Here is a 26689-nt window from a genome sequence, read left to right on the forward strand (position 1 = left end):
GCCTAATATGTTAATTTACTAATTCCCTGCTAAGTAGTTAAGAGTCGCCGATGAGTAAACCCACCCGCTGGACATTAAAGAGTATTGCCAAAGAATTAGGTGTGTCTAATGCTACGGTATCAAATGCGTTTAATCGCCCAGATCAACTCTCTGCTAAACGCCGCGAAGCCATACTTAAAGCTTGTAAAGAGCTCGGTTATTATGGCCCTAATAAAGCAGCGCAATCTTTGCGAAGTGGCACATTTAATATTGTTGCTTTAGTGCTGCCAGATAGCGTGGAATATATGGTATCAGACCCTGTCGCGAGTAGCTTTATGCGTGGTGTAACCTCAGTGCTTGAAAAAAATAACATTAATGTTTTATTGTTTTCAGGCAATAGCGACAACCTTAATAATGTTGTTGATTTTGTTGATGGCTTTATTTGTTATGGACGCCCGCGCAATAAAGCACTAGTAGAGCAACTAAAAACGGTACAAAAACATGTGGTCACTGTGGATTTTGATATTGCCCGCAACGCCTCAATTAATATAAACAACGAACAAGCCAGTTACGAAATAGCCAAACATGTTCTGCACAGTAAAACTGATAATGTGGCAATATTAGGCTTGAGATTACTCGATGAAAATGTATTGTGCCGAGTATACGAACATCATGAGTTTGAAACGGGTCAATCTATTTCTCACCAACGCTTACGGGGTTATCAGCGTGCGTTAAATGAAGCGAATGTAACGGTAGCCGACGACCGCATTTGGAATATTCCTGAAAGTAGCGAACGCTTTGCCAGCATAGCCGCAAAAGAAGTATTAAACGCCTCTCCACGTCCTGATGTGATTATATGTATGAGTGATTTAATAGCACTCGCCACCATGCGAGAAGCCATAGAACAAGACATAAAAATACCAGAACAATTACGTATTGTTGGATTTGATGGCATAGAAGAAGCCGCCCGTTTTGTGCCTCGCCTTACAACGATTCATCAAAATAGCCAAGAAAAGGGCGTTATAGCCGCAAACTTATTTATTTCTAAAGAAGAAAAACAACACGAAGTAGGTTATACACTAAATATTGGTGCAAGTAGCTGAGCGCTGTTAGTAACGCAGATAAAAAAGCCAAGCTTAAATTGCTTGGCTTTTTGCTTTTCAACAAATAAAGCTATTTAAACTAATAAGCTTTGTAAGTTTAAAGTGTCTTCTTGAGCGCCATTAACCTGCGTAATAAGTGCAGTACGGCTAGCAAAGTCAACGCTTAGAGAAATTGATTGTTGCTCAAGCTTCCACATTAAACAACATACACTCCCGCCACCTTGAGCAGTAAATTCACCAGCAAATGCAGGATGCTCATTACGTATATTAATTAACGCTATTAACCCTTTTACAACCGGCTTATTTAGCGCTTCATCTATTTTAGCGGCATCTAAATAAGGGCGATTAATATCACGACCAACGTTCGTGCTCGCCAAAAGCTCCATATCATTTTTGCAAGCAAATAAACCACCGTAATACACTTGTGGTACACCCGGTGCAAAAAATTGAATGGCGCGAGATAACAAGTAATCAAAATCATTTGCGCCCAGTGCATCGTAATACGTACAATTAACTTGATATAGGTCGACGTTACTTGCAGCAGCACCTGTTGCTTTACGGCTCTGGTTATTGCTATTGGCATGCATGGTTTCTACTAGGTTATCTATTTGAGATGCGTTTAACAGCCCTGGCTTATCGCCCATTGGACCCGCATCAATAATGCCAATGCCATCATGGGTGTCTAGTACAGTTAAACAGTTACGCGGTGAAATTTGTAACCATTTAAGCAGTGCGTCTACGTCATTATTAAATAAGCTATGTAAAATAAGCGGAGGCAGGGCAAAGTCGTACACCATGTTTACGCGCTTAGCTACGGCAACTTGAGTTTGATAATGGCTATGAATTTCAGCAATGGTCTCCATGCCTAAATCATTTGCCTGCTTTGAGAGTTTATCTAAATACGCAAAGGTTTCATCCAGCATAAAACAGTTTGTACCTGCTTGCTTAATGGCGTAACCCGCTGCATCTAAACGAATAATGTTTACGTTGTTAGCAGAAAATTTAGTAAGTACGTTATTTAAATAAGCAATACCAGCTTCTACTTTTACGTTTATATCAATTTGATTGTCGGTAAAGGTAGTCCAAAAATCATACGTTTGACCATCACCGCATTTCATTGGTGTAAAACAGCTTCCAGGACGCGGACGGTAAATGGCTTGTTGTTCTTGGTCGCTCATGCCATTAGGGAATACATCTTCTTTAGTTAAAAATAAATCCCAAAATTCAGACCCTTTGCCTTTGGCAAGCACATCTTGAAATTGAAACGATTGCGCCGATACATGGTTTACTATTAAGTCGGCCATTAAATCATGATCTTTTCCAAGTGCTTGAATATCTGACCAAGTTCCTATTCGGGCATCAACTTCACTATGATCAATTGGGTCAAAACCTGCATCGCTACCATCTATTGGGTTATAAAATGGTAATAAGTGTACCCCTGCAAAAACGTCTTTAAGTGGACCCTTTAGAAGTGCTGTTAATGCGTTTATATCTTTACCGGTGATTCGATCAGCGTATGTGATCAATTGAACTTTATTCTTCATCATGTGTGATTACCAAGTTGAAACTTAATCGATTAAGATATATCTTTAACTAGCAAGTAAGAATTTACAAGTAATTTTTAAATATTTTACATACAAATATCGTGGCTCGATTAATACTACAATAAGTTACTGACAACTTAATGTGTGTTACCAAGCATTTAACGAGGAAAAGCAAATGACAAAATCACACACACACGTAAGCAGCGATCCGTTGCAACAAATTCGTTGGCTCACATACATGATGTTTTTTATGTTTGCCATGACCTCTGACGCCGTTGGCATGATTATTCCCGAACTCATAAGCGATTTTGGTTTAAGCATGACCCAAGCCAGTGCGTTTCATTATGCGCCTATGGCCATGATTGCAATAAGTGGATTATTTCTAGGCTTTTTAGCCGATAGCCTTGGCCGTAAAAAAACGATTATGCTTGGTTTATTAATATTCTCTGCAAGTTGTTTTTTGTTTGCTATTAGCAGCAGCTTTATATTTTTTGTTTTTTTACTGTGCTGTATTGGCCTGGCCATTGGTTTATTTAAAACCGGTGCACTGGCGCTTTTAGGCGATATTTCTAATAGCAACGAAGAACACACCAAAACCATGAATAAAGTAGAAGGTTTTTTTGGCATTGGTGCTATTGTTGGCCCTGCTTTAGTTGGCGTGCTGCTGGTTCAAAATGTAAGTTGGACTTACCTTTATATTATTGCTGGCATTATGTGTTTAATTTTGGCATTGCTTGCTTGGCGTGCCGATTATCCTGCGGTAGTAAAAAGTACAGGCAAACCAGCCTCACTAAAAACGACCATGAAAATGGTTAAAAACCCTTATGCACTGGGTTTTTCTCTTGCAATTGCTTTATATGTTGCCACCGAAGTCGCCATATACGTGTGGATGCCTACCCTACTAAAAGATTACACCGGCTCATGGCCGCTGCTCGCCACTTACGCACTAACAATCTTTTTTGTGTTGCGTGCTGCAGGGCGTTTTATTGCGGTATGGTTACTTAATAGGTTTAGTTGGCAAGGGGTTATGGCTTACTTAAGCTTTGGTATTGCGCTGTGTTACGTTGGCACTCTTTATGGCGGCGTTGACTGGGCAGTGGCTTTATTACCTCTTTCAGGTTTATTTATGTCGATGGTTTACCCTACTTTAAATTCTAAAGGAATATCGTGTTTTCCTGTTCATCAACACGGCGCAGTAGCCGGTGTTATATTATTTTTTACTGCACTGTCAGCCGCCTTAGCACCTTTATTTATGGGTATGATCAGCGATTACTTTGGACACGTGCGCTACGGGTTTTATTTAGCAACGGGTTTTGCAGTCATATTATTTTTGGCTATGTTATTTAATTACTTCCGTGACCCATCAGCAACTGCATTAGAGCAAAGTAACTTAGTCGCTGAATAAACAAACAACGCTAATGCTATAAAAAACATTATAAAAATCAATGCTTGAATAAAAAAACAGCAAATAATTAACAAAACAATTTGCTTATTGTAAAAACTTTGTTATTTTTACTTAATCGATTAAGTAAAAATAACAACTTTCCTTCGGGTTTAAAACGAGGCGTTCACATGACAACACACAACACACCTTTATATCTGATCAGTGCTTTAGCGCTCGCCGTTAGCCAAGGCGTTAATGCACAACAACAAGAGCAAAATACACAAGCGCAAGCCAACAAAGGACTAGAAACAATTGTTGTTACCGGTGTACCCCGCCGCACAACGATAATGGCGTCAAGTTCTTCTGTGAGCAGTGTGTCGCTTGAGCAAGTTGAGGTGTCTACGCCTCGCTCTACTGCAGAGGCATTTAGAATTATTCCCGGGGTTCGTTCAGAATCAACCGGCGGTGAAGGTAACGCCAACATTGCAGTACGTGGTTTACCAGTTGCCTCTGGTGGTGCTAAATTTTTACAGCTCCAAGAAGATGGCTTGCCTGTTTTACAATATGGCGACATTGCATTTGGTAATGCTGATATTTTTATGCGCTTAGATAATACAGTGCAAACTATTGAATCTATTCGCGGTGGTTCAGCCTCTACCGCAGCCAGTAATGCACCGGGTGGCATAATTAATTTCATTTCAAAAAATGGCGAAAACGAATCGGGCAGCGTATCAACTACACTTGGTCTAGATTACGATACTATTCGAACTGACTTTGAATATGGCACATATTTAAATGACACTGTACGCTTTCATGTTGGTGGTTTTGTGCGTCAAGGTGAAGGCCCGCGCGAAACAGGCTATACCTCAAATAAAGGTGGGCAAATTAAAGCCAATCTAACCAAAGATTTTGAAAATGGTTACGTGCGCCTTTATTACAAACATTTAGATGATAAAAGTGTGGGTTACTTACCTATGCCAATGTATGCAAATGGTGACTCAATCCCTGGGTTTGACGCACAATCAGATACCCCACATTCGGCATTATTTACTAAAACAGTGCGCTTAAACGGCGAAAATCAAATAAGCAATGGCGATATTCGCGATGGTATGAATCCGCAAGTTGACTCAATCGGTTTTGAGGCTGCATTTGATTTAGACAACGATTGGCGTATTGAAAACCGTTTTCGTAAATCATCTGTAAGCGGTAATTTTAATTCGTTGATCCCCGCTGAAGTTGGTGATGCATCAGCTATAGCGCAAAGCATTGGTGGTGTGGGTGCAACGCTTAGTAATGCAACCACTGGTGCTGCATTTAACGATGATTTAGCCATGCGCATTCATACGTTTGATGTAACCATGAACGACTTTGACTCGATTGTTAACGACTTCAAACTGACTAAATCGCTAAGCGATGATACTAGCGTTACTTTTGGCTATTATGCGTCAACCCAAAATATTGCCATGTCGTGGTTATGGAATTCCTACCTAATGGAGCTTAAAGGTGATAACGCTGCGCTATTAAATGTAACAGCCGCCGATGGGACTGAATTCTCTGAAAATGGCTTATACGCTTATGGCACGCCTTTTTGGGGTAACTGTTGTCAACGTGATTACGACACAGAATACGACACTCGTGCACCCTATATTGCATTTTCAACTAAGGTGGGTGACGTAAGTATCGATGCTAGTGCTCGTTATGACAGCGGTGAAGCGCGTGGTAACTATGCAGGCGCGGTTACCTCAACCGTTGATATGAATCGCGACGGTGTGATTTCTGTTCCTGAACAAAATGTTGCAGGTATTGACCTTGCAAATGCCAGCCCTGTTAATTACGACTGGGATTACGCATCATATTCAATTGGTGCCAATTACCAAATTGACTCAAGCCTTGCAACGTTTGCACGATTGAGTAAAGGCGGTCGCGCCAATGCTGACCGACTTTTATTTGGTAAAGTTCGCGCCGATGGCTCAGTAGCCGATGAAGATGCCGTTGATGAAGTAAACCAGTATGAGTTTGGTATTAAAAAGCGCTTTGATTCACTGTCAGTTTTTGCCACGGCATTTTATGCTGAAACTGAAGAGCAAAACTTTGAAGCGACATCACAAACCTTTTTTGACCGCGAATATGAAGCAAAAGGGATTGAGGTTGAATCAACCTACTTTATTGATGCATGGGATTTTCGTGGTAATTTAACGTGGACAGACGCTGAAATTGCAAAAGATGCACTTACCCCTGAAGTGGTTGGTAATACGCCTCGTCGCCAAGCTGATTTAATTTACTCATTAATGGCACGTTACACTTATGAAAAAGGCTCTGCAGGCCTTAGCTTTATTGGTACTACTGATGCCTATGCTCAAGATAATAACGATCTTAAATTTGATGGTTACACTCAAGTAAATGGCTTTGTAAGCTACGATTTATCAGAAAACCTTAATATTGCACTAAACGTAAATAACCTATTCGATACAGTAGGTATTACTGAAGCAGAAGAAGGCTCAATACCTGATAACAACATCATACGCGCACGTGCTATTAATGGCCGTACAACGTCATTGACGTTTAAATACGCGTTTAACTAACCATTTTTAGTGTAACAATTGCTGAAGCTTTGTTTGTTCAGCGATTGTTACACTAATTAGTTTTAATAATTCTCCCTCGAATTGTGACCTAGCCATGCTAGGTTTTTTAGGATTTACACTATGACCAAATTACTTAGCCTTGGTGAGCTGCTTATTGATATGCTGCCTCAAGACTCTCAAAACAGTGCTTATTTACCCATTGCAGGAGGTGCTCCAGCTAATGTGGCAGTAGGTTACGCAAAACTCGGCGGCAATGCTGCGTTTTGTGGCGGTATGGGAGATGACTATTTTGCTAAACAATTAACTAATGCGCTTGAGCAATATAACGTAGGTACTGAGTATTTATTTACCATAGAAGGCGCGCAAACGGCTATGGTTATTGTCAGCTTAGATGAAAGCGGCGAACGCAGCTTTAACTTTTATCGTCATCAAACAGCCGATTTACTGTTAACGAGTGAGCATTTAAATCGTATTAATTGGGATGAATTGAGTACCCTACACTTTTGTTCAAACACCCTTACTAATTCGGCAATTGCACAAACCACTGAGTACGCTTTAAAGCTGGCTAAAAACAACCACAAACTCGTCAGCTTTGATGTGAATTTACGCTACAGCTTATGGCAAAGTAGCAATGAGATTGAGCAAAGCGTTCAGGCGTGTTTCGCCTATTGCGATATTGTTAAGCTCTCACGTGATGAGTTAAACTTTTTAGCAACGCAACGCCAACAATCAGCTGATATCTACTTAAAATCCCTGCTTGATTTAGGCGTCACGCTGGTGTTTTTAACCGATGGTCCAGCACCAGCGACTGCTTACCATAGCGCTTTTACACTCAGTGAAGCAGCCCCAACAATTACCGCTGTAGATACCACCAGCGCCGGTGATGCTTTTATTGCAGGCGTACTGTATTACCTAAACCACAGCGATAATGCAATGCCACTCACCGATAAGCTAAATGATGAGTCAATAGTAAAACAGGCGCTTCACTTTGGTCTTCGCTGTGGCTCAAAAGCATGTTTAGCTAAAGGCGCTTTTCCTGCGCTACCCACGCAGCAAACACTGTCAAAATAAACTAAGGTACTTACAAAAAAGGCCTCTGTTGGCCTTTTTTTACTAAGCGTCTAAATTACTGGTTTTTAGCCATTCTAAAGCGGCAGTAGCATTTTCAAAGTATTGTATTTCACCCGACATAAACCAACTGCCTAACTTAGCTATGGTTGATTGCCACTCTTTATTGCCGTAAATCGCTATTTTTTTAAACTCTTTGTTGTGCTTTAAGCCAAGTTTTAAATCGTCCCAAGCAGCACGAAGCTCCCAACCATCTAACTCGGTGCCATCTATGAGTACATTAACAATAGGATGTTTAACTTCGCCTAACGCTGAATCGATCATCGGGGTGATCACTTCATAGTCTTTGTGAGTTAAGGTACCAATTGCCTTAAGTGTTAAGAAAAACTCACTGCCTGAGCGCTCAATACCAATCGACAAACCATGTGTTAAATTAACCATAACTCAACCCTTGAATGAAAAGAGCTTAAATTATAGGCAATAGTTAAAAGCTTTTACTTGAAGCAGATCAAAAAAGTCACTTAATGCAGATTTATTTTTTGAGCTAATTATGTTTTTTTAGCCGATTAACTTGGTTTTTTACATCGTTTAAATAGCCGGTTTTTATCCATACTCTTGCGCCATTGTTACCCGCGGTGGCGTTTATTTGGCTATTAACAGGAACTCTAAGCCAGCTGTGTTTTTCAAGTGTGTCGTTATGCTCTTGTAAAGTGCCATCCAAAACCAACAACTCAGCGCCACCACTCACCGTGAGCGTTAAAGATTGATTTGCGTTAAACTGTACAATACTCACTGTTTCATACGTATCTTGATATAACGGAATGACATTTAGGTCATTAAACTCGGGGCTTTTATGCCCTTGCATCTGCTGTGTGTGAATGCGCACGTGCTGGCGATCTTCAGGCTGAAACTGCCATAGTTTTACAAATATAATACAACCGTCTTTTGAGCCAGGAGTATGCTTTGATTGTGGAGGATTACGAATATAGGTACCTTGTGGGAAGTCACCATGTTCATCTTGAAATACCCCATCAAGTACTAAAAACTCTTCACCGCCGGTATGTGTATGTGGGCTAAAGTGGCTGTTTGGCGCATAGCGTACAATACTAGTGGCACGAGCAACTTCGTCGCCCACTCTGTCAAGTGGACGTCTATCAACACCTGCCATGGGCGAAGCTATCCATTCAAGTGACTCGCTATGTACTACGACACGTTGACTAAAGTCGGCAGCAATTTTCATAGTTGGCTCCAAATTATTAATTTTTAGCAGCAATACTTGGACGCTGAGCGACCTTTTGTTGCCATGCAATTAAGTGCGTGAGTTCAGTAGGAATAGCAATTTGTGCAAAGCCTGCAAACACAAGTCCTGCGTATAAGGTAATATCTGCAACACTAAATTGTTCACCTGCCACATAAGTTGAATTTGCTAATACGCTATTAAAATAAACCAAGCCTTGCTGTGCTTTTTCAGCTTGCTTTTCACCCCATGCAACATTTTGATAGGTTTCAAGTTCAGGTCCTAATCCATCAGTAGCATGATGAAAGTAAGTGGCAATTGCATCAAGTACCATCGACTCAGCACGTTTTTGCATCATATTAATTACCGCGCGTTCTTTTGCCTCAACACCAGTTAATGAAGGGCCTGCAAAAGCGGTATCAATGTATTGTGTAATTGCAGTGCACTCGGCAATAAAAGTACCATCATCAAGCTCTAGTACAGGTACACCTGCCAACGGATTCTTTGCCAAGAAAGCCTCACTGCGGTGCTCCCCATTTAATAAATCAACAGCAACAAACTCTACTTTATCAGTCGCATTTTTTTCAGCAAGTGCAATACGAACCCGTAATGGGTTAGGGAAATTTTCTACGTCATAAATTTTCATAATTATCTCTTATATTTTAAGTTAATATAAGCAAATCAAGCCTACCTACTGATAGGTAATTTATAGCAAGCGCTTAGTGTTTGCAAACTAAAAATAAAAGAGCTTGAAAATAACTACCTACTGGTTGATAATTTTTTCAGATAACAGCAAGGAAATATCAAAATGAGTAAAAAAGCAGCCCTGCTACAAGCCGCAGAAAATAAAGTGCGACTGGGTGGATATAGCAACTTTAGCTTTAGAGAACTTGCTACTGAAATAGGTATAAAAAGTGCCAGTGTACATTATCACTTTCCAACCAAAGCTGATTTAGGTGCAGAGCTTGCGCATCAATACACCAACGCTTTTATGTTGGTACTTGGCGATCCTGACGCCCTAAAAGCCAATGGTAAAAATCCTATTGATATTTATACTCAGTTATTTAGAAATGCTCTCGTGATAGACAAAAAAATGTGCTTATGTGGCTTGCTCGGCGCAGAAAGCGACAGTCTCCCTGATAAAGTGCGGGTTGAAGTTCAGCGGTTTTTTAATAAAAATCTAGCGTGGTTAACCCAAGCACACGCTGCGAATGGTGAAGAAAACCCTGCTCGCGCGGCAATACAAACAGTGAGCTTATTAGAGGGTGCGATGATTATTAGTAAAACCCTAGATGATATTAGCTACTTCGAACAAGCCACTTTTTAAATGCTTATATAAAAAAAGCGAGCTTAAATAAAGCTCGCTTTTTACATTAGTAGCTATGTGGTTTAAGCTGGACGCACTTTATGTTTTGAATGCACAAAGGCTAATACAATAAAACCTATAACCGCCACTACTACTCCAATTGGCTTACCTAAATCACTTGATAAGTTTAACCCAATTGCCGCAGTCATAATGTAAGATAAGGTCACTGCGGTTGCGATCACGGCGGGTATACTCGTGATCCAGTGGAATGTACCACGGTCAAATAGGTACTTGGTTGCAAGCCACAACACACTGGTAGAAAGCAGCATATTTGAAAACGCAAAATAACGCCAAATAACAGAGAAGTCGAGCTTAGTCATAAAGTAAGCAATGGTTAAAATTGGCAGTGCTAACAACAAACGATTGCGTAAACTTTGCGGAATACTAAACGCATCAACCACCGTTAAGCGCAGAGAGCGGAACGCCGTATCACCTGACGTGATAGGGAAAACAGCAACAGCAATAATAGCCATGATACCGCCAAATACACCTAAGTAGCTATTTGCGATATGGTTAACCACTAAGCCAGGACCGCCTAAATCAAGCATCGATTTTAAACCCGCGTACCCTTCTGGGAAGGCTGCAATACCAGCAAGTGCCCAAACACAACCTACAATACCTTCACACATCATCGCGCCGTAATAAACTGGGCGTACATATTTTTCATTAGTTAAACAACGGGCAATAATAGGTGCCTGCGTAGAGTGAAAACCACTAATAGCACCACAGGTAATGGTTATAAATAGCAACGGCCAAGTGGGCAGTCCATCAGGATTTGGTGCTAAAAAGTCGTGAGCATGATCGGCCTCAAAGTATGCTAAAAAGTCGCCAGCCACAGGTAAATGGGGTGCATTAATTAACAGTGATATCGCAATAGCTACTGTCATTACAATCATTAACAAACCAAAAATAGGGTAAAACTTAGTGATGATTTTATCGATTGGTAATAACGTGGCTAAAAAGTAATACGCTAAAATAGCCAGAACCCAAAATGTATTGCTAGCAAAAATGGTGCCTTCAAATGCATCTAAGTTACTCAATAAGCCCGCAGGGCTCATAATAAATACGACGCCAACAAAAAATAACAACATAGCGGTAAATATAAGCATAAAGCCTTTAAATACAACGTTGTAATAATGGCCTGCAATTTCAGGTAAACTTTTACCATCTTCTTTAATGCTCATAACGCCAGAAAAGAAGTCATGTACTGCACCGCCTAAAACGTTACCCAGTACAATCCACACTAACGCTACGGGGCCATATAACGCGCCCAAAATAGGGCCAAATATGGGGCCTACTCCTGCAATATTCAAAAACTGAATTAAAAATGCACGAACGGGGTGAATAGCAACGTAGTCAACACCTTCGCTAAAACGCTTTTGCGGTGTGTCAACGGTTGAATCTAAACCCGCTTGTTTTGCAACAAACGGGCTATAAAACTTATAGCCTAATATTAAAATAGTCAGGCAGATAAAAAAGATGATCATAAAGCACGCTTCTCTTTTTGTATGTGTTTATAGAGGGCTATTTTGCCGCCCCACTTTTTAAAATAACAATTGAACGTAGCATATGAAAAAGTAGCCAACAATGAGACGTTTGGCTAATGCGATCGCCAAATTAAATTCTTTCGAAAAGATAAAACTAGGTAACAGCATTAGTTACTCATAAAAACAGGATTAAAAAACACTAAAAATGCTTATATTGCGACTAAAATCTATACGCTAATCGACAACATTAGCTACACCTGAGTTGTTAATTAGCCTACGATAAACATTATTACTACTTTAAAACTTACGGTCTTTGCCCTACATGGCTTGCCAAAAACAAGGATGCCCTCAATGACACCGTTTACTACGCCCGATTTATATGATGAACATCGCGATAATGTGCAAGTTGCTGATAGTGGCTTGCAGCACTTTGGTAATAAAACTCACTTTTATGGTCAAGTAGTGACCGTCACCTGCCCTGACGATAACTCGTTTGCTGGTAACATATTGCATGAAAATGGTGACGGCAAAGTGTTAGTTGTTGATGGTTTTGCCAGTAAGCGTTTTGCCTTTATTGGCGATATGATTGCAGAGCGCGCATTAAAAAATGGCTGGCAGGGCATAGTTATTAATGGTTGCTGTCGCGATATTGAAATTCTTGCCACACTTGATTTACCTGTAATGGCGCTAGGCGCAACCCCGCGCTGCACCACTAAGCGCGGCTTAGGCGCTAAAGATCACCCGGTTAATATGTTAAACACCACAATTAATACTGGTGATTGGGTATATGCTGATGTAAACGGCTTAATAATTAGCTCTAAAGCGTTGTTTTAATCCCTCGTAATAGTCGTTAACAAAAAAGCAGCTCGAAAGCTGCTTTTTTAATTTATATGGTTTTTTAAAACCCAAATTCTCAGGTTAAAATTAAAGTGCTAACCATACATCGGTTGAACCAGGTTCGTTCCCTTGAGTCCACCATTTAGCTTGGTACTTATTACCTTGATAAGAAACTTCATCACCACTGTTATAAATAGCCGTTGGCTGCCAAACTGCGACACCCGTACCATCTGTAGGTTGTGTTGTTGCTTCCCATGCACCACCTAAATCAGGACGCTCGCCTTGAGTCCACCACTTTGCTTTATATTCAACGCCGTTATAAGTAACGACATCACCACCAACGTATGCAACACTCGCATCCCAGCTTCCTGTAGGTGGATTTGTAGTATCAACGTTTGTAACTGTTACGCTAAAGCTTTGCGTTGTGGTTAATGCGCCATCACTAACTGCAACAGACACTGTGAAATCTGTATCTGCATCAACTGCGCCAGCCTCAATAGTTACATTTGAACCACTACCCACTAACGTTAAACCAGCTGGTACTGTCCACGTATATGTAACTGCATCGTTTTGAGCATCGCTTGCCACAACAGCAACTGATGTTGATGCGCCTTCTTCAACGCTGATATTAGCGATAGCATCAACGCTAGGAGCTGTGTTTTCACCACCTGATGTTGGCGCAATAACATTAACAACAACATCACGATTAACGGTTGCCTCACCATCTGATACCGCAACGGTTGCCACATACTGTGTATCTGCAGTCACTGTTGGCGCTGTAATGACTAATGATGCGCTATTTTGTCCAGATACTACAAGTGCGTTATCAGCACTCCAGCTAAAGCTAAGTGGATCGTTATCGGCATCGGTTGCAGAAGCTGTTACTGTGATACTCTCACCTGAATTAACAGACACTGATGAAGACACAGAAACAACTGGCTTTTTATTTGTTGGCGGAGCAACTACCCCTCCTAAACCATCATGCATAGCATTTAGAATATCACCATTATCAGCATCTATTTCCCATGCAAATAAACCACCTAAATTATACTGATTAACATACGCGCCCTTAGCCAGTACTGACTTACGGCTATCATAAGTAATTAGTTTACCGGTTGCACGATTCCATACATAAGCGGCTTGCGCTTGCTCATCATAACCCACTTCAAAACCATTAATACCGGTGCCCGCCGCACCAATCATATTTGCTTTAACGCCTTTGTAATCAATAACCCCATCTTCCCATACGCCTTGTGCCGTAGAGCCTTTTAACGGGCCATTACCAGGGGCGGTCATTGGGTTACCATCAATTGCTGCATTTTGCGGGTAAACACCTTCCCAACCACGGCCATACATAGCTGTGCCCACGACGATTTTTTTCGATGGTACATTTTGCGCAAGTAACAGCTGCACTGCATTATCGGTGGTATAAGCAGGGCCTTTACGAGGTTCGCCATTTTCATCAAGCCCGGTACCATTACATTGACCAACACTCATATGTTCGCCACAGTAAAGTGCTGTTTGGTGTCCGGTTACGTTACTCCATGCGCCATAAAAGTCATAGGTCATGGCAAAAATGTAATCCATATACTGGCTTGCGGCTTGGTAATCTACATCTTCAATTTTATCGTAACCTGCACCAATGGCTGAGGTTAACTCGTAAGTACGGCCCGTTTCTGCTTCAAGTTTATCAAGCATAGCGCGTAGCTCTTGCATTAGCGCCACATAGGCTGGGCCATCGTTGATTGGATCGCCAATGTCTGGGTTGGGGCCGTCACCACCTGGGAATTCCCAGTCAATATCTACACCATCATAGAATTTCCATGTTCTTAAAAATTCTTCCATTGAGGCAACAAAGGTGTCGCGGTTAGCTTTATTGGTAAAGCCACCGAATGGGTCTGATAACGTCCAACCACCTACAGATGGTAAAATTTTAATATCTGGGTAACGCTGTTTAAGCGCCATTAGCTGAGAGTAAGTACCACGGATAGGATCTTTTGCATCAACCCCTGGCAGTGCTTTTTGTACTGCTGCCCATGGGTCGTGAATAACCACTTCGTAATCTGCAGAGCCGGCGCAGGCAGTATCAAGCGCACGCTTAGGACCACCCGATAACGATGCGTTTTCACCACAAATTGGAATAAAGCCATACAAAATATGACTCAGATTTTGTGCTGGCATATTCGTTACATCATAATCACGGCCATAAATTCCCCACTCAACAAAGTAAGCGCCTGTAACTAAACCTTGTTTGATACCAATGTCACGGTTATTTGGGTCAACATCCATAGGTAATGGTGCTAGGTGTCCGCCGTCGGTGTCAGCAATTACAATTGGTTTGCCTGCACTGCGAGCACACGTTGTGCCACCTTCACATAGCTCAACATACATTGTATGGCGGCCCGCTTTATCATAAGGGAATGTGATAGTGCCACTTTTAGAACCAGCAGCAAGCGTGCCTTCATTGACTAGCATGTCATCAAAGTACACTTTGTAGCTATCGCCACCATCACCACTCCATGCACTCCACTCAATGTTGATATTAACTTGCTCAACACGGGTAACTAGCTGCTTATAAGAGCCGTTTCCCTCAAGATCTACCTCAACAAACGAATATTGCTGCGGTTCCCAATTAATGCTTGGTGTAGAAGGCGCTGCCGATACAGAACCGGCAAATAGTGCAACACCCATAGCTGCGGTTAATTTTTTAATATTCATATTTCTCTCTTATCTATTTTTAATGTGATTATTTTGGTTTAGTAAGTTTGAACTACAAAACTTAGGCTTTTAGTTACAGTTTTTTCCATACATTGGCTTGTCCTGGCGTATCGCCTTGAGTCCACCACTTGGCGCTATAGCGCTGTCCTTGATAGGTTATTTTTGCGCCCGCTTGATAGGCTTTATTAATATTCCATGCTGCTGGCGTATTAGGCTCGTCAACAGGCTGCCACGCACTTGAACTATCTGGCTGCTGACCTTGATTCCACCATTTAGCTAAGTAAATACGGCCTTGAAAGCTCGCTTTATCTGTTGCTTGATAAACCTCTGTTGAGCTCCATGGAGCGATAACAGGATCATTGATAACGCTGTCATTAACGGTGACAATAAATTCGGTTTGGGTCGTTAATTGGCCATCAGAAACAGAGACCGAAACGGTATAATCTGTAGGTGTTGAAACTTCAGGTGAGAGTAAGTTGATATTGGCATCGCCACCGGTAAAACTCAGTGGTGCCGGTACTGACCAAGTATAAATTAACGCACTTTGCTCATCATCAAACGCATGTAAATGCACAGACGTGATGGTGTTTTCATCAACTACTAGGTTTTCTGGCTTACTCACAATAGGCGCTGTATTACTGGGAGCGCCCTGCACGCTTAATGTATAGGTGTAATTTGGGTTGTTGCCATATACTTGGTTAGTTAGTACATCTGCGTTGTTAAATACAACATCTCCCTCTTGATTTTGCACACCAATTTGCACTAAATGCGCGTAATCAAGGTTAAGCTGTTCAGCCAATGCTTGTTGCCAATTTGCTTGATTGTCAGCATTAATTTTAAGCTGTTGATTAATCACCTCTTGACCTGTTTCGTCAAATAAACGAGCCCATACAGTGTCACCAGCAATGGCATTTTGCCCTTGGCGTACAAAGTAACCAAGGCTTGCCCACGCATTAGGATCGGTTGGTGCAGCGTCGTTTACAATGTTAATGTCACTACAGTTATAAAATCCTTCTCCCACGACATCGTTTCGTTGCCAGCGGCTATACAAAATTGCATCGCCGTTGCGCCCTTGTGGAATAGCCACACTCATTTGATAATAACGTTCACCATCGGTGTCTTTTACTACTTCAACATTTTGATGCTCTTGAACTAGCTCTAAGTCTTGCCAGGTCAATATATCTGTAGCGGTATTAAAAGTTGGCTTAGTTAAATAAAACTGCCAAAAGCTGGGATTATGTGGTGTTGCAGCTAAATAACGGATTTGTATATCACCATTAGAGTTAGGCATTACATCACCGCGCTGCCAATGTGGTGATGGTAAATCCATACCCCGTTTGGCTGTATCGCCACCAGCACATAAAGTGCCGTTTGGTACACTGGCCTCAACTGCGGTTTGATTTAAATAGTCAGGAGTATTAACGGAAAATTCAATCGCTTGTACAAACTGCACCGTGCCCGATTCTAAATATGCGGCTCGACACGCAAGGTTAGGAATATTTGTGCCGTCTTCAGGCCACCAGTATCCGCCATCAACTTGACAAATTGCTTGGCGCGCTTTAGGGCTATCCATATAACCATGTGCTTGCACTTGCGGTGCTAGTGTACTGAGTAGTAAACCACTAGTAATTGCAGATAGCGTAATCGTGTTAAATTTAATTGATGCCATTATTTTATCCTTTATTAGACTCAATACATGGGGCAAGCTCAGGCCTACCCCTCATTGTTTTGTAAATTACAGGCTACAACTTAAGGTCCAATCTGCTGTTACACCCGGCTCAGAGGTTGTCCACCACTTGGCTTTATAAACTGCGTTGTTATGCACCATTAGATCGCCGCCAGCAGCATGACTTGGGTTGCCCGCCCAGTCTGTTTGAGGGAAGTTTGGATAAACAGGAATCGTGGCTATATCAACTCCTTCACACGTACCTACAGGGTCACCGCCACCGTTATCTGGATTGCCCGTGCCATCACCCGGTGTTGCATCTGGTAGCATTGAGTATTCAGCTTTGAATGCATAAGTTTTTCCATCTTTTTCAATGGTAAAGTTGCTAGGCCCAGTGATTGGCATGTAGTACATCACTTGTGCATTCACAGTTGCACCAGCGCTAAAGTCTTTTGGTTGACCACCCCACTCATTGTTTAATGTGATTGAGAAACGGTGGAACTCGTTCTCAAAACCGCCAATATTATTACCCGCTGCGTTCGAGCCATTTACTTCTACTGCCATGCCCAGTTTTTCTTGTGCATTCCAGTTAGATTTAAAAATAGCGGAAGTGGATACAGGCACATCAAATGAGATCTTTGCACCACTTAAATCAAGGTTTGAATTATTAGTAAACGCAAATGTAGGACTGATTGGATAGTTTTCATCACCAACAGGGAAGTCTTTTGCCTCAAAAACCACATCAACCGCTTCTGCAGGAGTGTTAAAGTTGGGATTACCACCGTGAACATCATATGCAACGCCACTTTGATTAAACTTATTGTATGCAAGTGAAGTAAGCGTTGACCCCATGAAGTATTCGCCTTTCGCTGCATCGTAATCAAAGTCACCAGCCAGCTCCCAGAACATTATACCGCCAAGGCCATTGTTGATAACGTAATCAACTTTAGTTGCCATCGACTCTTCATCTTCTATCGATAGGAATACTTTTTTATCTGCGTTCCATAACCAAGGTGCAACGGCAACGCTGTCATAATGACGGGTATAAGTTCCGGTTAAGCGATCATCAGCGTCTGTATCAGGTGTTAAGCCATACACGCCTAAATACGAGCCAACAATGCCGTTTTCAAGATTTTTAACATGCCATAATGGGTTTGAACCCGCAGGCATTTCTTGGCCTGCGTCGTTCTTATCATGCCAAAGGTTATCAATACCTAATGCACCATTACCACACTTGTTTTTTTCACCCACACCGGTACCCGTTGCGCAATCAGCTTGGTTAGGCAATGCCGCTTGGCCCCATAAACCATTTGTTCCGCCTGATACATCTTTAAAACCACGGGTGTAATAAGGTAAACCAATATTGATTCGACCCGCTGACATCGCACCACGGAAATAGCGCACTGCCCAATCGGTATTTAAGTACCCAATGCCTTCAAACTCTTTGGTGCCATATACATTCCACTGCGTAAGCTCTGAATCAAGACCAGTATCAAACAATGCAGCGTTGTGACCTACGTGCGAGTTCCATGCGCCATGCAAGTCATAAGACATGATATTCACATAATCAAGGTATTGAACCGCTTGAAAGGTTTCCATACCTCGTAATAAATAACCAGAAGATGGAGACGCAATAGTGAGTAAATAGTGCTTACCCGCGGCTTCACCTGCACGATCTAGCTCTTCACGTACTTTTTTCATTAGCACTTGGTATGAGGCATTCAATCCTGCACGGCGCGCGTTGGATATAGGAAAATCATCGGGGTGACCTGAGTCGTTCATTGAAGATGGGTATTCGTAATCAATATCAACGCCGTCAAATCCATATTTTTCAATAAACTCAACGGTACTTTTTGCAAATGCATTAATACCAGCATGGTTGATTGAACCATCAGCATTGGTAGTCATAGTGTAAAAACCACCGCTTGCAACACGGCCCGTTTCATCAAAATAACCGCCTGTTTCAGCCCAACCACCTACAGATATGAGTGTTTTTACATCTGGGTGTTGTTTTTTGTATTTGTTTAACAGATTAAAGTGGCCTTTGTAGTTAAACTCAGGGTCCATTTCAGCGCCAACTACGCCCGGCCATTCCATATTAGTGGCAGGGTTATTTACTGAAGTAGGATCGCCAATAGATACTTTGTTGTTTGCATCAACATGGGCAAATGCATAGTTGATGTGGGTGATTTTATCCCACGGAATATCGTTCACTAAATAGCTAGGTTGACCATTTGCGCCATTGCGCCAGCTAGTAAAGTAACCAATAACACGACGCGGGTGGTCAGCTCCCATTATCTCACGACCCTCTGCATCATAAATCGTGCAGTAAGGTGTATTTACACCGGGTGTTTGATATAAACCTTGTGGACGACAATCGGTGCTAGTAACAGGGCCGGTATTTTCTTCAACAACCGTTAATACTTTTGTTGTTTGAGAGGTCGCTCCCTCGTTATCTGTCACCGTTAGAGTGAAAGTTGTCTGACCGAGTGCCGTTGCTTGCCATGCAAAACTGCTCGCTGATGAGCTTGATTGGTGAATATCTACCCCATTTTCAGCAAAGCTTAGCGCTGTTACTTGGCCATCACTGTCGGTACCTGAAAGTATAAACTCCACTTGTGACCCAACAATAAGTTGCTCAGGCAGTATGCTAAATGAAATAGATGCCACAGGTGCTTGATTAGTTGGATCAACAACCACTGAATCACTAACGCTTAGCGTATTAACAACTTCAGCAGAGTTCGCACCTTTATCGTCTGTTGCTACAGCACTAATTTGATGTTCGCCCGCAATAGCTTGCCAGTTAACACTAAACGGCGCAGTGTTATCAACCGCGATGGAAATGCCGTCGATAAAAAACTCTACACTTGCAACCGAGCCATCTGAATCAGTTGCTTGCGCAAAAATGACAACGCTGTCTTTATCGCTAAATAAAGAACCATTTTCAGGTGTAAACTCGGTAATTATAGGTGATTGATTATCATTGACAGCGCTGTCACACACACCCAAAAGTAACCAATCTTGATATTGACCTGCATTCTCCAAAGGATTGGCTTGTGTCCACCACTTGGCTTCATAGGCATTATTTTGTGCCTTAACTTGGCTTCCTGCTGTATGAGTTTGCCCTAACTCCCATGCCGTTAATGTACTGCAATCAGTTGATGCGTATACATTTAAACTAAATGCACTTAGAGGTAAGGCACTTAATTTGAAGGCATTTTTTATTATTTTCCGTGAGCTCATTTGCTCCTCCGCTTAGTGTGTTAAGAAATGCTATTGTCAGTTTCTATTTATGAAACTAGCATGAACAAAGTAAATATCAAGTAAATAAAGTGCAATTAATGAACAAAAAAAGTATTAATTGACTAATTAATAATATAAGACTAGTTATTTATGCTTACAAAAATCCATTCACAAACCAAGCTCAAATGAATGACACCTCCCAATTAAGCACAAAAAAAGCCCAGTAAAACTGGGCTTGGTTTACATTAGGAATGTATGTTCTGTTTAATTAAATGAAACCGTAATAATATTCGAACATACGTTTTCAGATACACATAACTGATAGTCGTATGCAGGTAATGTTGCGTTACGAACGTAATCACGGTAACGACCATTGTCTGATACGGTGTCTACTAGTTCACCATTTCGGTATAAGCTAAGTGACTCAGCACCCACTTCTTCCCAGTTTAACTCTACACGCATAGTATCAAGACGTGACTTATTAGCGCGTTTTAGACTCAACTCAATTTCAACATCACTTACAACCACTGTTTGTGTGAATGTATCTGAGTTGTTTTCACTATCTGTTACAGTTAGTTCAACTTCATAACTACCTGATTCAGCGTAGGCATGAACAGGGTTTGCATCAGTTGAAGTTGCACCGTCACCAAAGTCCCAGCTCCACTGTGAAATATCATCATTTGCATCACGACTTGTATCTACAAATGTGGCTGTAAGGCCTTGCGTATCAACATCAAAACCAGCGCGAGGCGGTTGTGGGCTTACTTCACCAATAGCACTAAATGTAAGTGACCAACCATTTATTGTGCCGGTATCTGAGCCTGCAGTATCTTCAACATGAAGTGTCCAATCACCTGTTGCAACTTCCCCGTTAAATGCACTTGAGGTAAATGCTTTAACAATATCGTCTGCACTGCCGCCTTCATTGCTTTGCAGTGTCACTTCATTACCTTGCGCTGAAATAAGTGTAAGTACTAAATCACCTGACCAAGTATGCGAAATGTCTACATCAGCAGTGGTACCAAAAATAGTTAAATCATCGGCTACTGTTATGACAGAGCTTGCACCTTCCGGAGAATTATCTGGAATCGCAACACTTTCATCACTAGTGTAAGTAAAGTCATTCAAACCAGCAGGTTGCAACATTAAGCTTACTGTTTGCTCTTTAACTTGCTCGTCTGTTGTCGCGGTTACAGTAAAGTCATAATTCCCCCACTGAGTTTCGCTATTAGTTGCCACTGTAAGTACAACTTCATCGCCTGGACGAGCAGTAGTTGCGCTTAGTGATGCATCAGCAAGATCAGCAGCCAAAGCCAGTGAAACGTCGCCATCCCATTGTGCAATTGAACCAATCGTAAAGGTATAAGTGACTGTATCACCTACAGTTGCTTGCTGAGAAACAGGCGATACAGATAATTTAAACCCAGGAGTTGGATCAGCATCAATCAGTGCTTGGTTTACATTTAGGCGTGTACCTGCAACCGTTTTACCATTTAATGCCGCATTAGCATCACCACTAGACATTAGTAATTCTTTAAGCTCTAGTGTTGTTAAATCAGGATTAACTGACAGTACAAGTGCAGCAGCACCGGCTACATGTGGCGTTGCCATTGATGTACCAGAGTAACTTGCATAGCCGCCACCAGGAATGGTTGATAAAATCGCACTACCTGGCGCGCCCATATCAACACTGGTTAAACCCCATTGTGAAAAACCAGACATATTGTCGCGACTATCTGTGCTTGCAATAGATAATACATTATCATTTTCATAATTAGATGGGTAATGAGGGTTTACATCGTTGTCTACCGCATCATTACCAGCAGCAGCTACAAATAAAATATCAGCTTCTTCACTGGCAGTAATGGCATCAGCAAGTGCTTGGCTATAACCACCACCGCCCCAGCTATTGTTTAATACACGAAGGTTAACACCTGAGTTTTTAAGGCCTACCATGTAGTCAATACATTTAATAGCGCCAGATGTAGAACCTGTACCATCTGCAGCTAAAAACTTACAACCTGCAATAGATACATCATGGTTTACACCTACAATTCCCACACCATTGTTACCACTGGCACCAATTGTACCTGATACATGTGTACCGTGGCCTTCGTCATCCATTGGGTCGCCAGCATCGGTAATCGCGTTAATACCGTGCACGTCATCAACATAACCGTTACCATCATTATCGATACCATCGCCAGCAATTTCACCGCTATTTACCCACACATTCGCAGCTAAATCAGGATGACTATAATCTACACCGGTATCAATAACACCTACAACAACATCACGGCTACCAGTTGAAATTGACCATGCTTCTGGTGCATCAATATCTGCATCAGCAGTGCCACCAGTTTGGCCTTCATTATTTAAGCCCCATAAATCTTCAAAGCGAGGATCGTTTGGTGTTGCTGCAATGCTCACACGATAGTCAGGCTCAACATACTCAATGGCTTGATGAGATTTTAAGCGCTCAATAGCTTCTTTGGCACTCATTCCAGATACTTTAAATTTAGCAAGACGACCTGAAAACAAAGAGGTGAAGTTATCATCAACTTCATCGCTGTTTAAATCAGAGATCTTAGCTCTTACTAATGAGCGAGCTTGCTTACGCATTTCTGGCGAAGCATTCTTTTTGTATTTAACAATAATCGAGTCATTGCTCGCGGTAACTTTTTGAGTTGTACTATTAACATCAGGTAATTTAGCCGCAGCTAAACAAGGTAAAAGTGCGAGTGTAATAATAGATAATTTTGTTTTCATCATGTTATCCGTAATTAAGTTAACTTAGCTTTACTAAGTGGAAAATTTACGTCTAAGAATTTAAAAAATCACGTGGCAAGCATTTAGAAAACGGTTAAACAGCGACTAACTCAAGTAAAAAAACAAAATAAGGTACAAAATCATTATTTTTAACTAGAAATACAGTAATAAAAACATTAAATACATCTATTTTAATGAGTGAAAATCATTATTTTTAACAGACCATTAACTCATTATTTTTTACTGGATTTTAGCGTGAATTTAATTTAGATCTCAAAAAATAATTCAAGCACTTGAAATTAAAGAAGTTTAAATACCATTAAAAAAGGTGATTCAAAATAAGTTCATTGAAGAATACAGTGATTGAGCAGTTATGAATTAGGTAACGGTAAATTTACTTATTAAGCATAAAAAGCCTGAATCTACATTCATGATTAAAACCGCACCTTACGTTTAAGAACAAAAAAGTTAATCACACATTATCACAGCACGGCATGCTGTAACGAGAAGCACCTTATTAAAACTCAATAAATAATCAAGGTGTTTAATTTTGTATTTCAAGGAGAATAATAATGAGACTAAATAAGTCAATTCTGAGCTGTGCTATTGCAATCGCAATGGGATCAAGCTTTGCAGTTCACGCAAACACAGCAGATAAAAATGTATCGACCTCACCATTAAGCGCACAAGTTTCAATCCAAAGCGATTCAAACTCAATTACCTTAGAGCAAGTACTGAATAATAATACCGCAGCGCTTAAGCAAGACGGTGACAGTAATACCATGATTATAGAAACTGTTGGTGAAAACAATACAAATGAAGTCACCCAATTACAGTTTGGCAATTACACTAAAGTAACAACCGTTGGCGATAATAACGAGCAAGTCTATTTCCAAGATGGCGTTGCAAATGGAGCGCTAACAGAGGTTACAGGCGATAATAACACTGTGTTTGTGAGTCAAAGCGGTCAAGGCTTTTTGGTTAACAACGAAGCCATTAATATTATAACTGGCGATGATAACTACGTTGAAGTAGAGCAAGGCGCTGGTGGACACTGGTTCTACAACATGGATATGCGCGGTAACGCCAATGAAATTACTGCTTTTCAAAGCGGTGAGTGGAATGAAGCCGAAGTATCAATGCTAACCGGTGATGATAATTTAATATACCTTGGTCAAACAGGCTTCTGGAACACATTTAAAGTCACTTCGCTACAAGGCAATGATAACGAAATTGATGTTGTGCAGGAAGGTGACAGAAATGCGGTCGCTTTTAATAGTATTTCAGGTGATGTTAATGAAATACTAATTGAGCAAGAAGGCGATACGAATGCGGTTGCCTTCACTGATGTAGTCGGCAGTGAAAACACCATTGATATTGACCAAGAAGGTACTGATAACGTTGCCGATTCTGCGTTGTTCGAAGGTCAAGGTAATGAAGTTGAAATTACTCAAGTTGATACTGAGAACCTGGTTACAGCCGAGCTTATTGGTGACAATAATGAGTTAAAAGCAAACCAAAATGGTGCATCTAACGAAGCATATATGGGTGTATTAGGCTCAAATAACGAGTTTGATATTAACCAAATAGGAAACTTAAATTCAGCGCATTTAGCTAACTTTAATGGCTCAGACAATGACGTTAACTTAACTCAAGCCGGTGATGAGAATGCAATTTTAGTTCAGTCTTCTTACCCTAATATGGCATTAACGTCTAACAATAATGATATCGATATTAACCAAACTGGTAATCAAAACGAGGCCATCGTTACTCTTGCTGGTATTTTAGACAGTAACTCAAACCAAATTGATATTGCTCAAAATGGCGACATCAACCTTGTGGATATGATGGTTGAAGGAAATGGTCATAGCATTGATATTTCGCAAGAAGGTATTGGAAACTGGGTTATTGGGACTGATGATTCAGCATTTTTACTCGGTGGTGAAAATGTAGCATTTAATGTTACTCAAACTGGTAATGATAATATTGTTGAAGGCGCTGTTATTGGTTTTAATAGCACTGTTTCTGTTACTCAATTGGGTGATGGCAACACAACAACAATTACACAAATGTAATTGATAAATGAGAGGGAGGTTAATTCTCCCTTTTTTCTTTATGATAAAAACAAAACACACCTACTTACTTGCCCTTTTACTCTTTTGTTCACCAGTGGTAACGGCTGCTGATGACCTAGAGATAGATGGTTTATTACTCGATCGTAGTATTAGTCGCTTTGGTCATCAGTTTTATTATGAATTTTCTAATTACTGGCGAGATCTCCCCTCTACCGCTGGGTTTAATATAGAGATTAAAGAAACCGTTATTCCAAAAGCAGGCACTAAATTAACCTTAATAATGAATAATCAAATTGTTTATGCAACATACTTAGGACGAAGACTAGAGCCACTTGATGAACGTGTAGAACAAGCTGTTTATACCGTTATAGACGCCATGGCGCGCTCCAATATGAAAGTCTCCTCTCCTGATATGGCATTAAATGGATGGTAATAATGAAAAAAATAGCATTAATAATAATAACAATTTTAAGCTTTTCGGTCTCCGCAACCGAAATTATTTACACCCCTATTAACCCAAGCTTTGGCGGCAATCCACTCAATGCCAATATGTTACTTAGTAAAGCACAAGCACAAAATAAACATAGAGCACCGGTTGTCGAAAAAGGATATGCAGAGCAATTTCAAGACTCGTTAGAGCGAACATATTTAAACCGTATGGTTAGAGAAATAACCGATATGGCCTTTGGCGAAAATATTGAAGACAGTATTTTTAACCAAGATTCAATATTTATGAGTGGCGATTACCAAATAGAAGTAATCACCAGCACAACCGACACAATCACTGTAAAAATAACAAACATAATTGATGACTCTGTGGTGATCATTGAAGTTCCGAGGTTTGGATAATGTATAAATTTATAATAATAACAATCGCTCTATGCCTTAGTGGCTGCTCGACTATGGGTAACTTAATTCCACCCTCAAAACAAAGTGCGGTAGCGTTAGAGCCAACAGATGTTTTTTCTGATTTAAAAAGCTTACCTAAACCTGCGGGTAGCATTCCAGTTTCGGTTTATTCATTTCGCGATCAAACCGGTCAATATAAACCACAGACTAATGTTAGCTCGTTTTCAACGGCCGTCACTCAAGGTGCAAACTCTATTCTAGTGCAAGCATTACATGAGTCTGACTGGTTTACGCCGGTTGAACGTGAGGGTTTGCAAAATATTTTGACTGAGCGAAAAATTATTAGAGCGGCACAAGCAACTAATCCTAGTCAAGGCGAGCTACCGCCATTAACCACCGCTAAGATTATTTTAGAAGGTGGCATTATTAGCTACGATACCAATGTAAAAACTGGCGGATTAGGGATGGAATACTTTGGTATTGGTGCCTCAGAACTATATAGAGAAGATGCAATTTCAATTTATTTGCGTGCAGTTGATGTAAGAACTGGCCAAGTACTATTGTCAGTAGCCACTAGCAAAAAAGTATTGAGCCAAGAAATGCGAGCAGGTTTTTTTAGATATGTGAGTTATAAACGTTTAGCCGAAGCTGAAGCAGGGTTTAGTGATAACGAGCCGATGAGTATTTGCGTAACACAAGCCATAGAAAAAGCGCTTACTGATTTAATTACTAAAGGCATAGACCGAGGCCTTTGGGCTAAAAAACAAGCTTAAAAATAAAAG

Annotated in this window: 19 protein-coding genes; 10 read left to right on the forward strand and 9 right to left on the reverse strand. The window is 40.9% G+C overall.

The features are described from left to right. Positions 1 to 50 precede the first annotated feature (50 nt). On the forward strand, positions 51 to 1082 hold the full coding sequence (locus B1F84_RS17185) for a LacI family DNA-binding transcriptional regulator (protein WP_131692208.1): 1032 nt from the start codon (positions 51 to 53) through the stop codon (positions 1080 to 1082). 74 nt (positions 1083 to 1156) lie between these two features. Here B1F84_RS17185 and gtfA read toward each other — a convergent pair whose 3' ends face one another. Then, positions 1157 to 2629 (reverse strand): sucrose phosphorylase, encoded by a 1473-nt coding sequence (gtfA, locus tag B1F84_RS17190; RefSeq protein WP_076918723.1) that lies wholly within the window; start codon positions 2627 to 2629, stop codon positions 1157 to 1159. A 172-nt stretch (positions 2630 to 2801) separates the two neighbouring features. Between gtfA and B1F84_RS17195 the strand changes: the two genes are divergently transcribed. The 3 genes from B1F84_RS17195 (at position 2802) to B1F84_RS17205 (ending at position 7663) form a co-directional block, all read left to right on the forward strand. Further along, a complete protein-coding gene (locus B1F84_RS17195; protein WP_008468682.1) occupies positions 2802 to 4031 on the forward strand; it encodes an MFS transporter in 1230 nt (409 codons plus the stop codon). Between the two features lie 167 nt (positions 4032 to 4198). Next, the gene (locus B1F84_RS17200; RefSeq protein WP_131692209.1) at positions 4199 to 6592 is read left to right on the forward strand and encodes a TonB-dependent receptor; all 2394 of its coding nucleotides are present in this window, start codon (positions 4199 to 4201) and stop codon (positions 6590 to 6592) included. Between the two features lie 120 nt (positions 6593 to 6712). After that, a complete protein-coding gene (locus B1F84_RS17205; protein ID WP_131692210.1) occupies positions 6713 to 7663 on the forward strand; it encodes a carbohydrate kinase in 951 nt (316 codons plus the stop codon). Positions 7664 to 7705: 42 nt separating this feature from the next. On the opposite strand, the gene B1F84_RS17210 is transcribed toward B1F84_RS17205, so the two are convergent. The 3 genes from B1F84_RS17210 to B1F84_RS17220 form a co-directional block, all read right to left on the reverse strand. Beyond that, positions 7706 to 8101 carry an STAS/SEC14 domain-containing protein gene (locus tag B1F84_RS17210; RefSeq protein ID WP_054201360.1) on the reverse strand — a complete coding sequence of 132 codons (396 nt, stop codon included), beginning with the start codon at positions 8099 to 8101 and terminating at the stop codon, positions 7706 to 7708. Between the two features lie 103 nt (positions 8102 to 8204). Continuing rightward, positions 8205 to 8900, reverse strand: a complete 696-nt coding sequence (locus tag B1F84_RS17215) for a cupin domain-containing protein (protein ID WP_131692211.1) — start codon at positions 8898 to 8900, stop codon at positions 8205 to 8207. Between the two features lie 16 nt (positions 8901 to 8916). Then, complete coding sequence (locus tag B1F84_RS17220; RefSeq protein ID WP_008108917.1) at positions 8917 to 9543, reverse strand: glutathione S-transferase; 627 nt, start codon at positions 9541 to 9543, stop codon at positions 8917 to 8919. 162 nt (positions 9544 to 9705) lie between these two features. Here B1F84_RS17220 and B1F84_RS17225 point away from each other — a divergent pair, with 162 nt between their 5' ends. Continuing rightward, on the forward strand, positions 9706 to 10224 hold the full coding sequence (locus B1F84_RS17225) for a TetR/AcrR family transcriptional regulator (RefSeq protein WP_008108918.1): 519 nt from the start codon (positions 9706 to 9708) through the stop codon (positions 10222 to 10224). 62 nt (positions 10225 to 10286) lie between these two features. Here the strand turns inward: B1F84_RS17225 and B1F84_RS17230 are convergent, their stop codons facing one another. Then, positions 10287 to 11750, reverse strand: a complete 1464-nt coding sequence (locus B1F84_RS17230; RefSeq protein WP_008108919.1) for a carbon starvation CstA family protein — start codon at positions 11748 to 11750, stop codon at positions 10287 to 10289. A 351-nt stretch (positions 11751 to 12101) separates the two neighbouring features. Between B1F84_RS17230 and B1F84_RS17235 the strand changes: the two genes are divergently transcribed. Next, the gene (locus B1F84_RS17235; protein WP_131692212.1) at positions 12102 to 12584 is read left to right on the forward strand and encodes a putative 4-hydroxy-4-methyl-2-oxoglutarate aldolase; all 483 of its coding nucleotides are present in this window, start codon (positions 12102 to 12104) and stop codon (positions 12582 to 12584) included. A 90-nt stretch (positions 12585 to 12674) separates the two neighbouring features. On the opposite strand, the gene B1F84_RS17240 is transcribed toward B1F84_RS17235, so the two are convergent. From B1F84_RS17240 to B1F84_RS17255, 4 genes are all read right to left on the reverse strand, one after another. Then, positions 12675 to 15305: a glycosyl hydrolase family 18 protein gene (locus B1F84_RS17240; RefSeq protein WP_131692213.1), complete on the reverse strand. Its 2631-nt coding sequence runs from the start codon at positions 15303 to 15305 to the stop codon at positions 12675 to 12677. 73 nt (positions 15306 to 15378) lie between these two features. Continuing rightward, complete coding sequence (locus B1F84_RS17245; RefSeq protein WP_131692214.1) at positions 15379 to 16974, reverse strand: lytic polysaccharide monooxygenase; 1596 nt, start codon at positions 16972 to 16974, stop codon at positions 15379 to 15381. Between the two features lie 66 nt (positions 16975 to 17040). After that, positions 17041 to 20214: a glycosyl hydrolase family 18 protein gene (locus tag B1F84_RS17250; RefSeq protein WP_131692215.1), complete on the reverse strand. Its 3174-nt coding sequence runs from the start codon at positions 20212 to 20214 to the stop codon at positions 17041 to 17043. Between the two features lie 264 nt (positions 20215 to 20478). Continuing rightward, entirely contained in the window at positions 20479 to 22983 is a 2505-nt protein-coding gene (locus B1F84_RS17255) for a S8 family serine peptidase (protein WP_131692317.1), read from the reverse strand. 572 nt (positions 22984 to 23555) lie between these two features. On the opposite strand from B1F84_RS17255, the gene B1F84_RS17260 reads away from it, so the two are divergent. From B1F84_RS17260 to B1F84_RS17275, 4 genes are read left to right on the forward strand one after another with little or no spacing between them, the layout of a single operon-like run. After that, entirely contained in the window at positions 23556 to 25058 is a 1503-nt protein-coding gene (locus B1F84_RS17260; RefSeq protein WP_131692216.1) for a curlin, read from the forward strand. 40 nt (positions 25059 to 25098) lie between these two features. Continuing rightward, a complete protein-coding gene (locus B1F84_RS17265; protein ID WP_076918734.1) occupies positions 25099 to 25491 on the forward strand; it encodes a curli production assembly/transport protein CsgE in 393 nt (130 codons plus the stop codon). Beyond that, the gene (locus B1F84_RS17270) at positions 25485 to 25907 is read left to right on the forward strand and encodes a curli assembly protein CsgF (RefSeq protein WP_076918735.1); all 423 of its coding nucleotides are present in this window, start codon (positions 25485 to 25487) and stop codon (positions 25905 to 25907) included. Before B1F84_RS17265 ends, B1F84_RS17270 begins: the two co-directional genes overlap by 7 nt. Beyond that, positions 25907 to 26680, forward strand: coding sequence for a CsgG/HfaB family protein (locus B1F84_RS17275; protein ID WP_076918736.1), 774 nt, complete (start codon positions 25907 to 25909; stop codon positions 26678 to 26680). The genes B1F84_RS17270 and B1F84_RS17275 overlap by 1 nt, the downstream gene beginning before the upstream one ends. The last annotated feature ends 9 nt before the right edge of the window (positions 26681 to 26689 follow it).

The organism is Pseudoalteromonas sp. DL-6 (assembly GCF_004328665.1).
Taxonomy (GTDB): Bacteria; Pseudomonadota; Gammaproteobacteria; order Enterobacterales; family Alteromonadaceae; genus Pseudoalteromonas.

Excerpts from the sequence above, each read along its gene's own strand:
- B1F84_RS17185 (WP_131692208.1), top strand. The coding sequence starts at position 51 with ATGAGTAAACCCACCCGCTGGACATTAAAGAGTATTGCCAAAGAATTA.
- B1F84_RS17200 (WP_131692209.1), top strand. The coding sequence starts at position 4,199 with ATGACAACACACAACACACCTTTATATCTGATCAGTGCTTTAGCGCTC.
- B1F84_RS17235 (WP_131692212.1), top strand. The coding sequence starts at position 12,102 with ATGACACCGTTTACTACGCCCGATTTATATGATGAACATCGCGATAAT.
- B1F84_RS17225 (WP_008108918.1), top strand. The coding sequence starts at position 9,706 with ATGAGTAAAAAAGCAGCCCTGCTACAAGCCGCAGAAAATAAAGTGCGA.
- B1F84_RS17265 (WP_076918734.1), top strand. The coding sequence starts at position 25,099 with ATGATAAAAACAAAACACACCTACTTACTTGCCCTTTTACTCTTTTGT.
- B1F84_RS17255 (WP_131692317.1), bottom strand. The coding sequence starts at position 22,983 with ATGAAAACAAAATTATCTATTATTACACTCGCACTTTTACCTTGTTTA.
- B1F84_RS17230 (WP_008108919.1), bottom strand. The coding sequence starts at position 11,750 with ATGATCATCTTTTTTATCTGCCTGACTATTTTAATATTAGGCTATAAG.
- B1F84_RS17240 (WP_131692213.1), bottom strand. The coding sequence starts at position 15,305 with ATGAATATTAAAAAATTAACCGCAGCTATGGGTGTTGCACTATTTGCC.
- B1F84_RS17245 (WP_131692214.1), bottom strand. The coding sequence starts at position 16,974 with ATGGCATCAATTAAATTTAACACGATTACGCTATCTGCAATTACTAGT.
- B1F84_RS17215 (WP_131692211.1), bottom strand. The coding sequence starts at position 8,900 with ATGAAAATTGCTGCCGACTTTAGTCAACGTGTCGTAGTACATAGCGAG.
- B1F84_RS17205 (WP_131692210.1), top strand. The coding sequence starts at position 6,713 with ATGACCAAATTACTTAGCCTTGGTGAGCTGCTTATTGATATGCTGCCT.
- B1F84_RS17275 (WP_076918736.1), top strand. The coding sequence starts at position 25,907 with ATGTATAAATTTATAATAATAACAATCGCTCTATGCCTTAGTGGCTGC.
- B1F84_RS17270 (WP_076918735.1), top strand. The coding sequence starts at position 25,485 with ATGGTAATAATGAAAAAAATAGCATTAATAATAATAACAATTTTAAGC.
- B1F84_RS17195 (WP_008468682.1), top strand. The coding sequence starts at position 2,802 with ATGACAAAATCACACACACACGTAAGCAGCGATCCGTTGCAACAAATT.
- gtfA (WP_076918723.1), bottom strand. The coding sequence starts at position 2,629 with ATGATGAAGAATAAAGTTCAATTGATCACATACGCTGATCGAATCACC.
- B1F84_RS17250 (WP_131692215.1), bottom strand. The coding sequence starts at position 20,214 with ATGAGCTCACGGAAAATAATAAAAAATGCCTTCAAATTAAGTGCCTTA.
- B1F84_RS17220 (WP_008108917.1), bottom strand. The coding sequence starts at position 9,543 with ATGAAAATTTATGACGTAGAAAATTTCCCTAACCCATTACGGGTTCGT.
- B1F84_RS17260 (WP_131692216.1), top strand. The coding sequence starts at position 23,556 with ATGAGACTAAATAAGTCAATTCTGAGCTGTGCTATTGCAATCGCAATG.
- B1F84_RS17210 (WP_054201360.1), bottom strand. The coding sequence starts at position 8,101 with ATGGTTAATTTAACACATGGTTTGTCGATTGGTATTGAGCGCTCAGGC.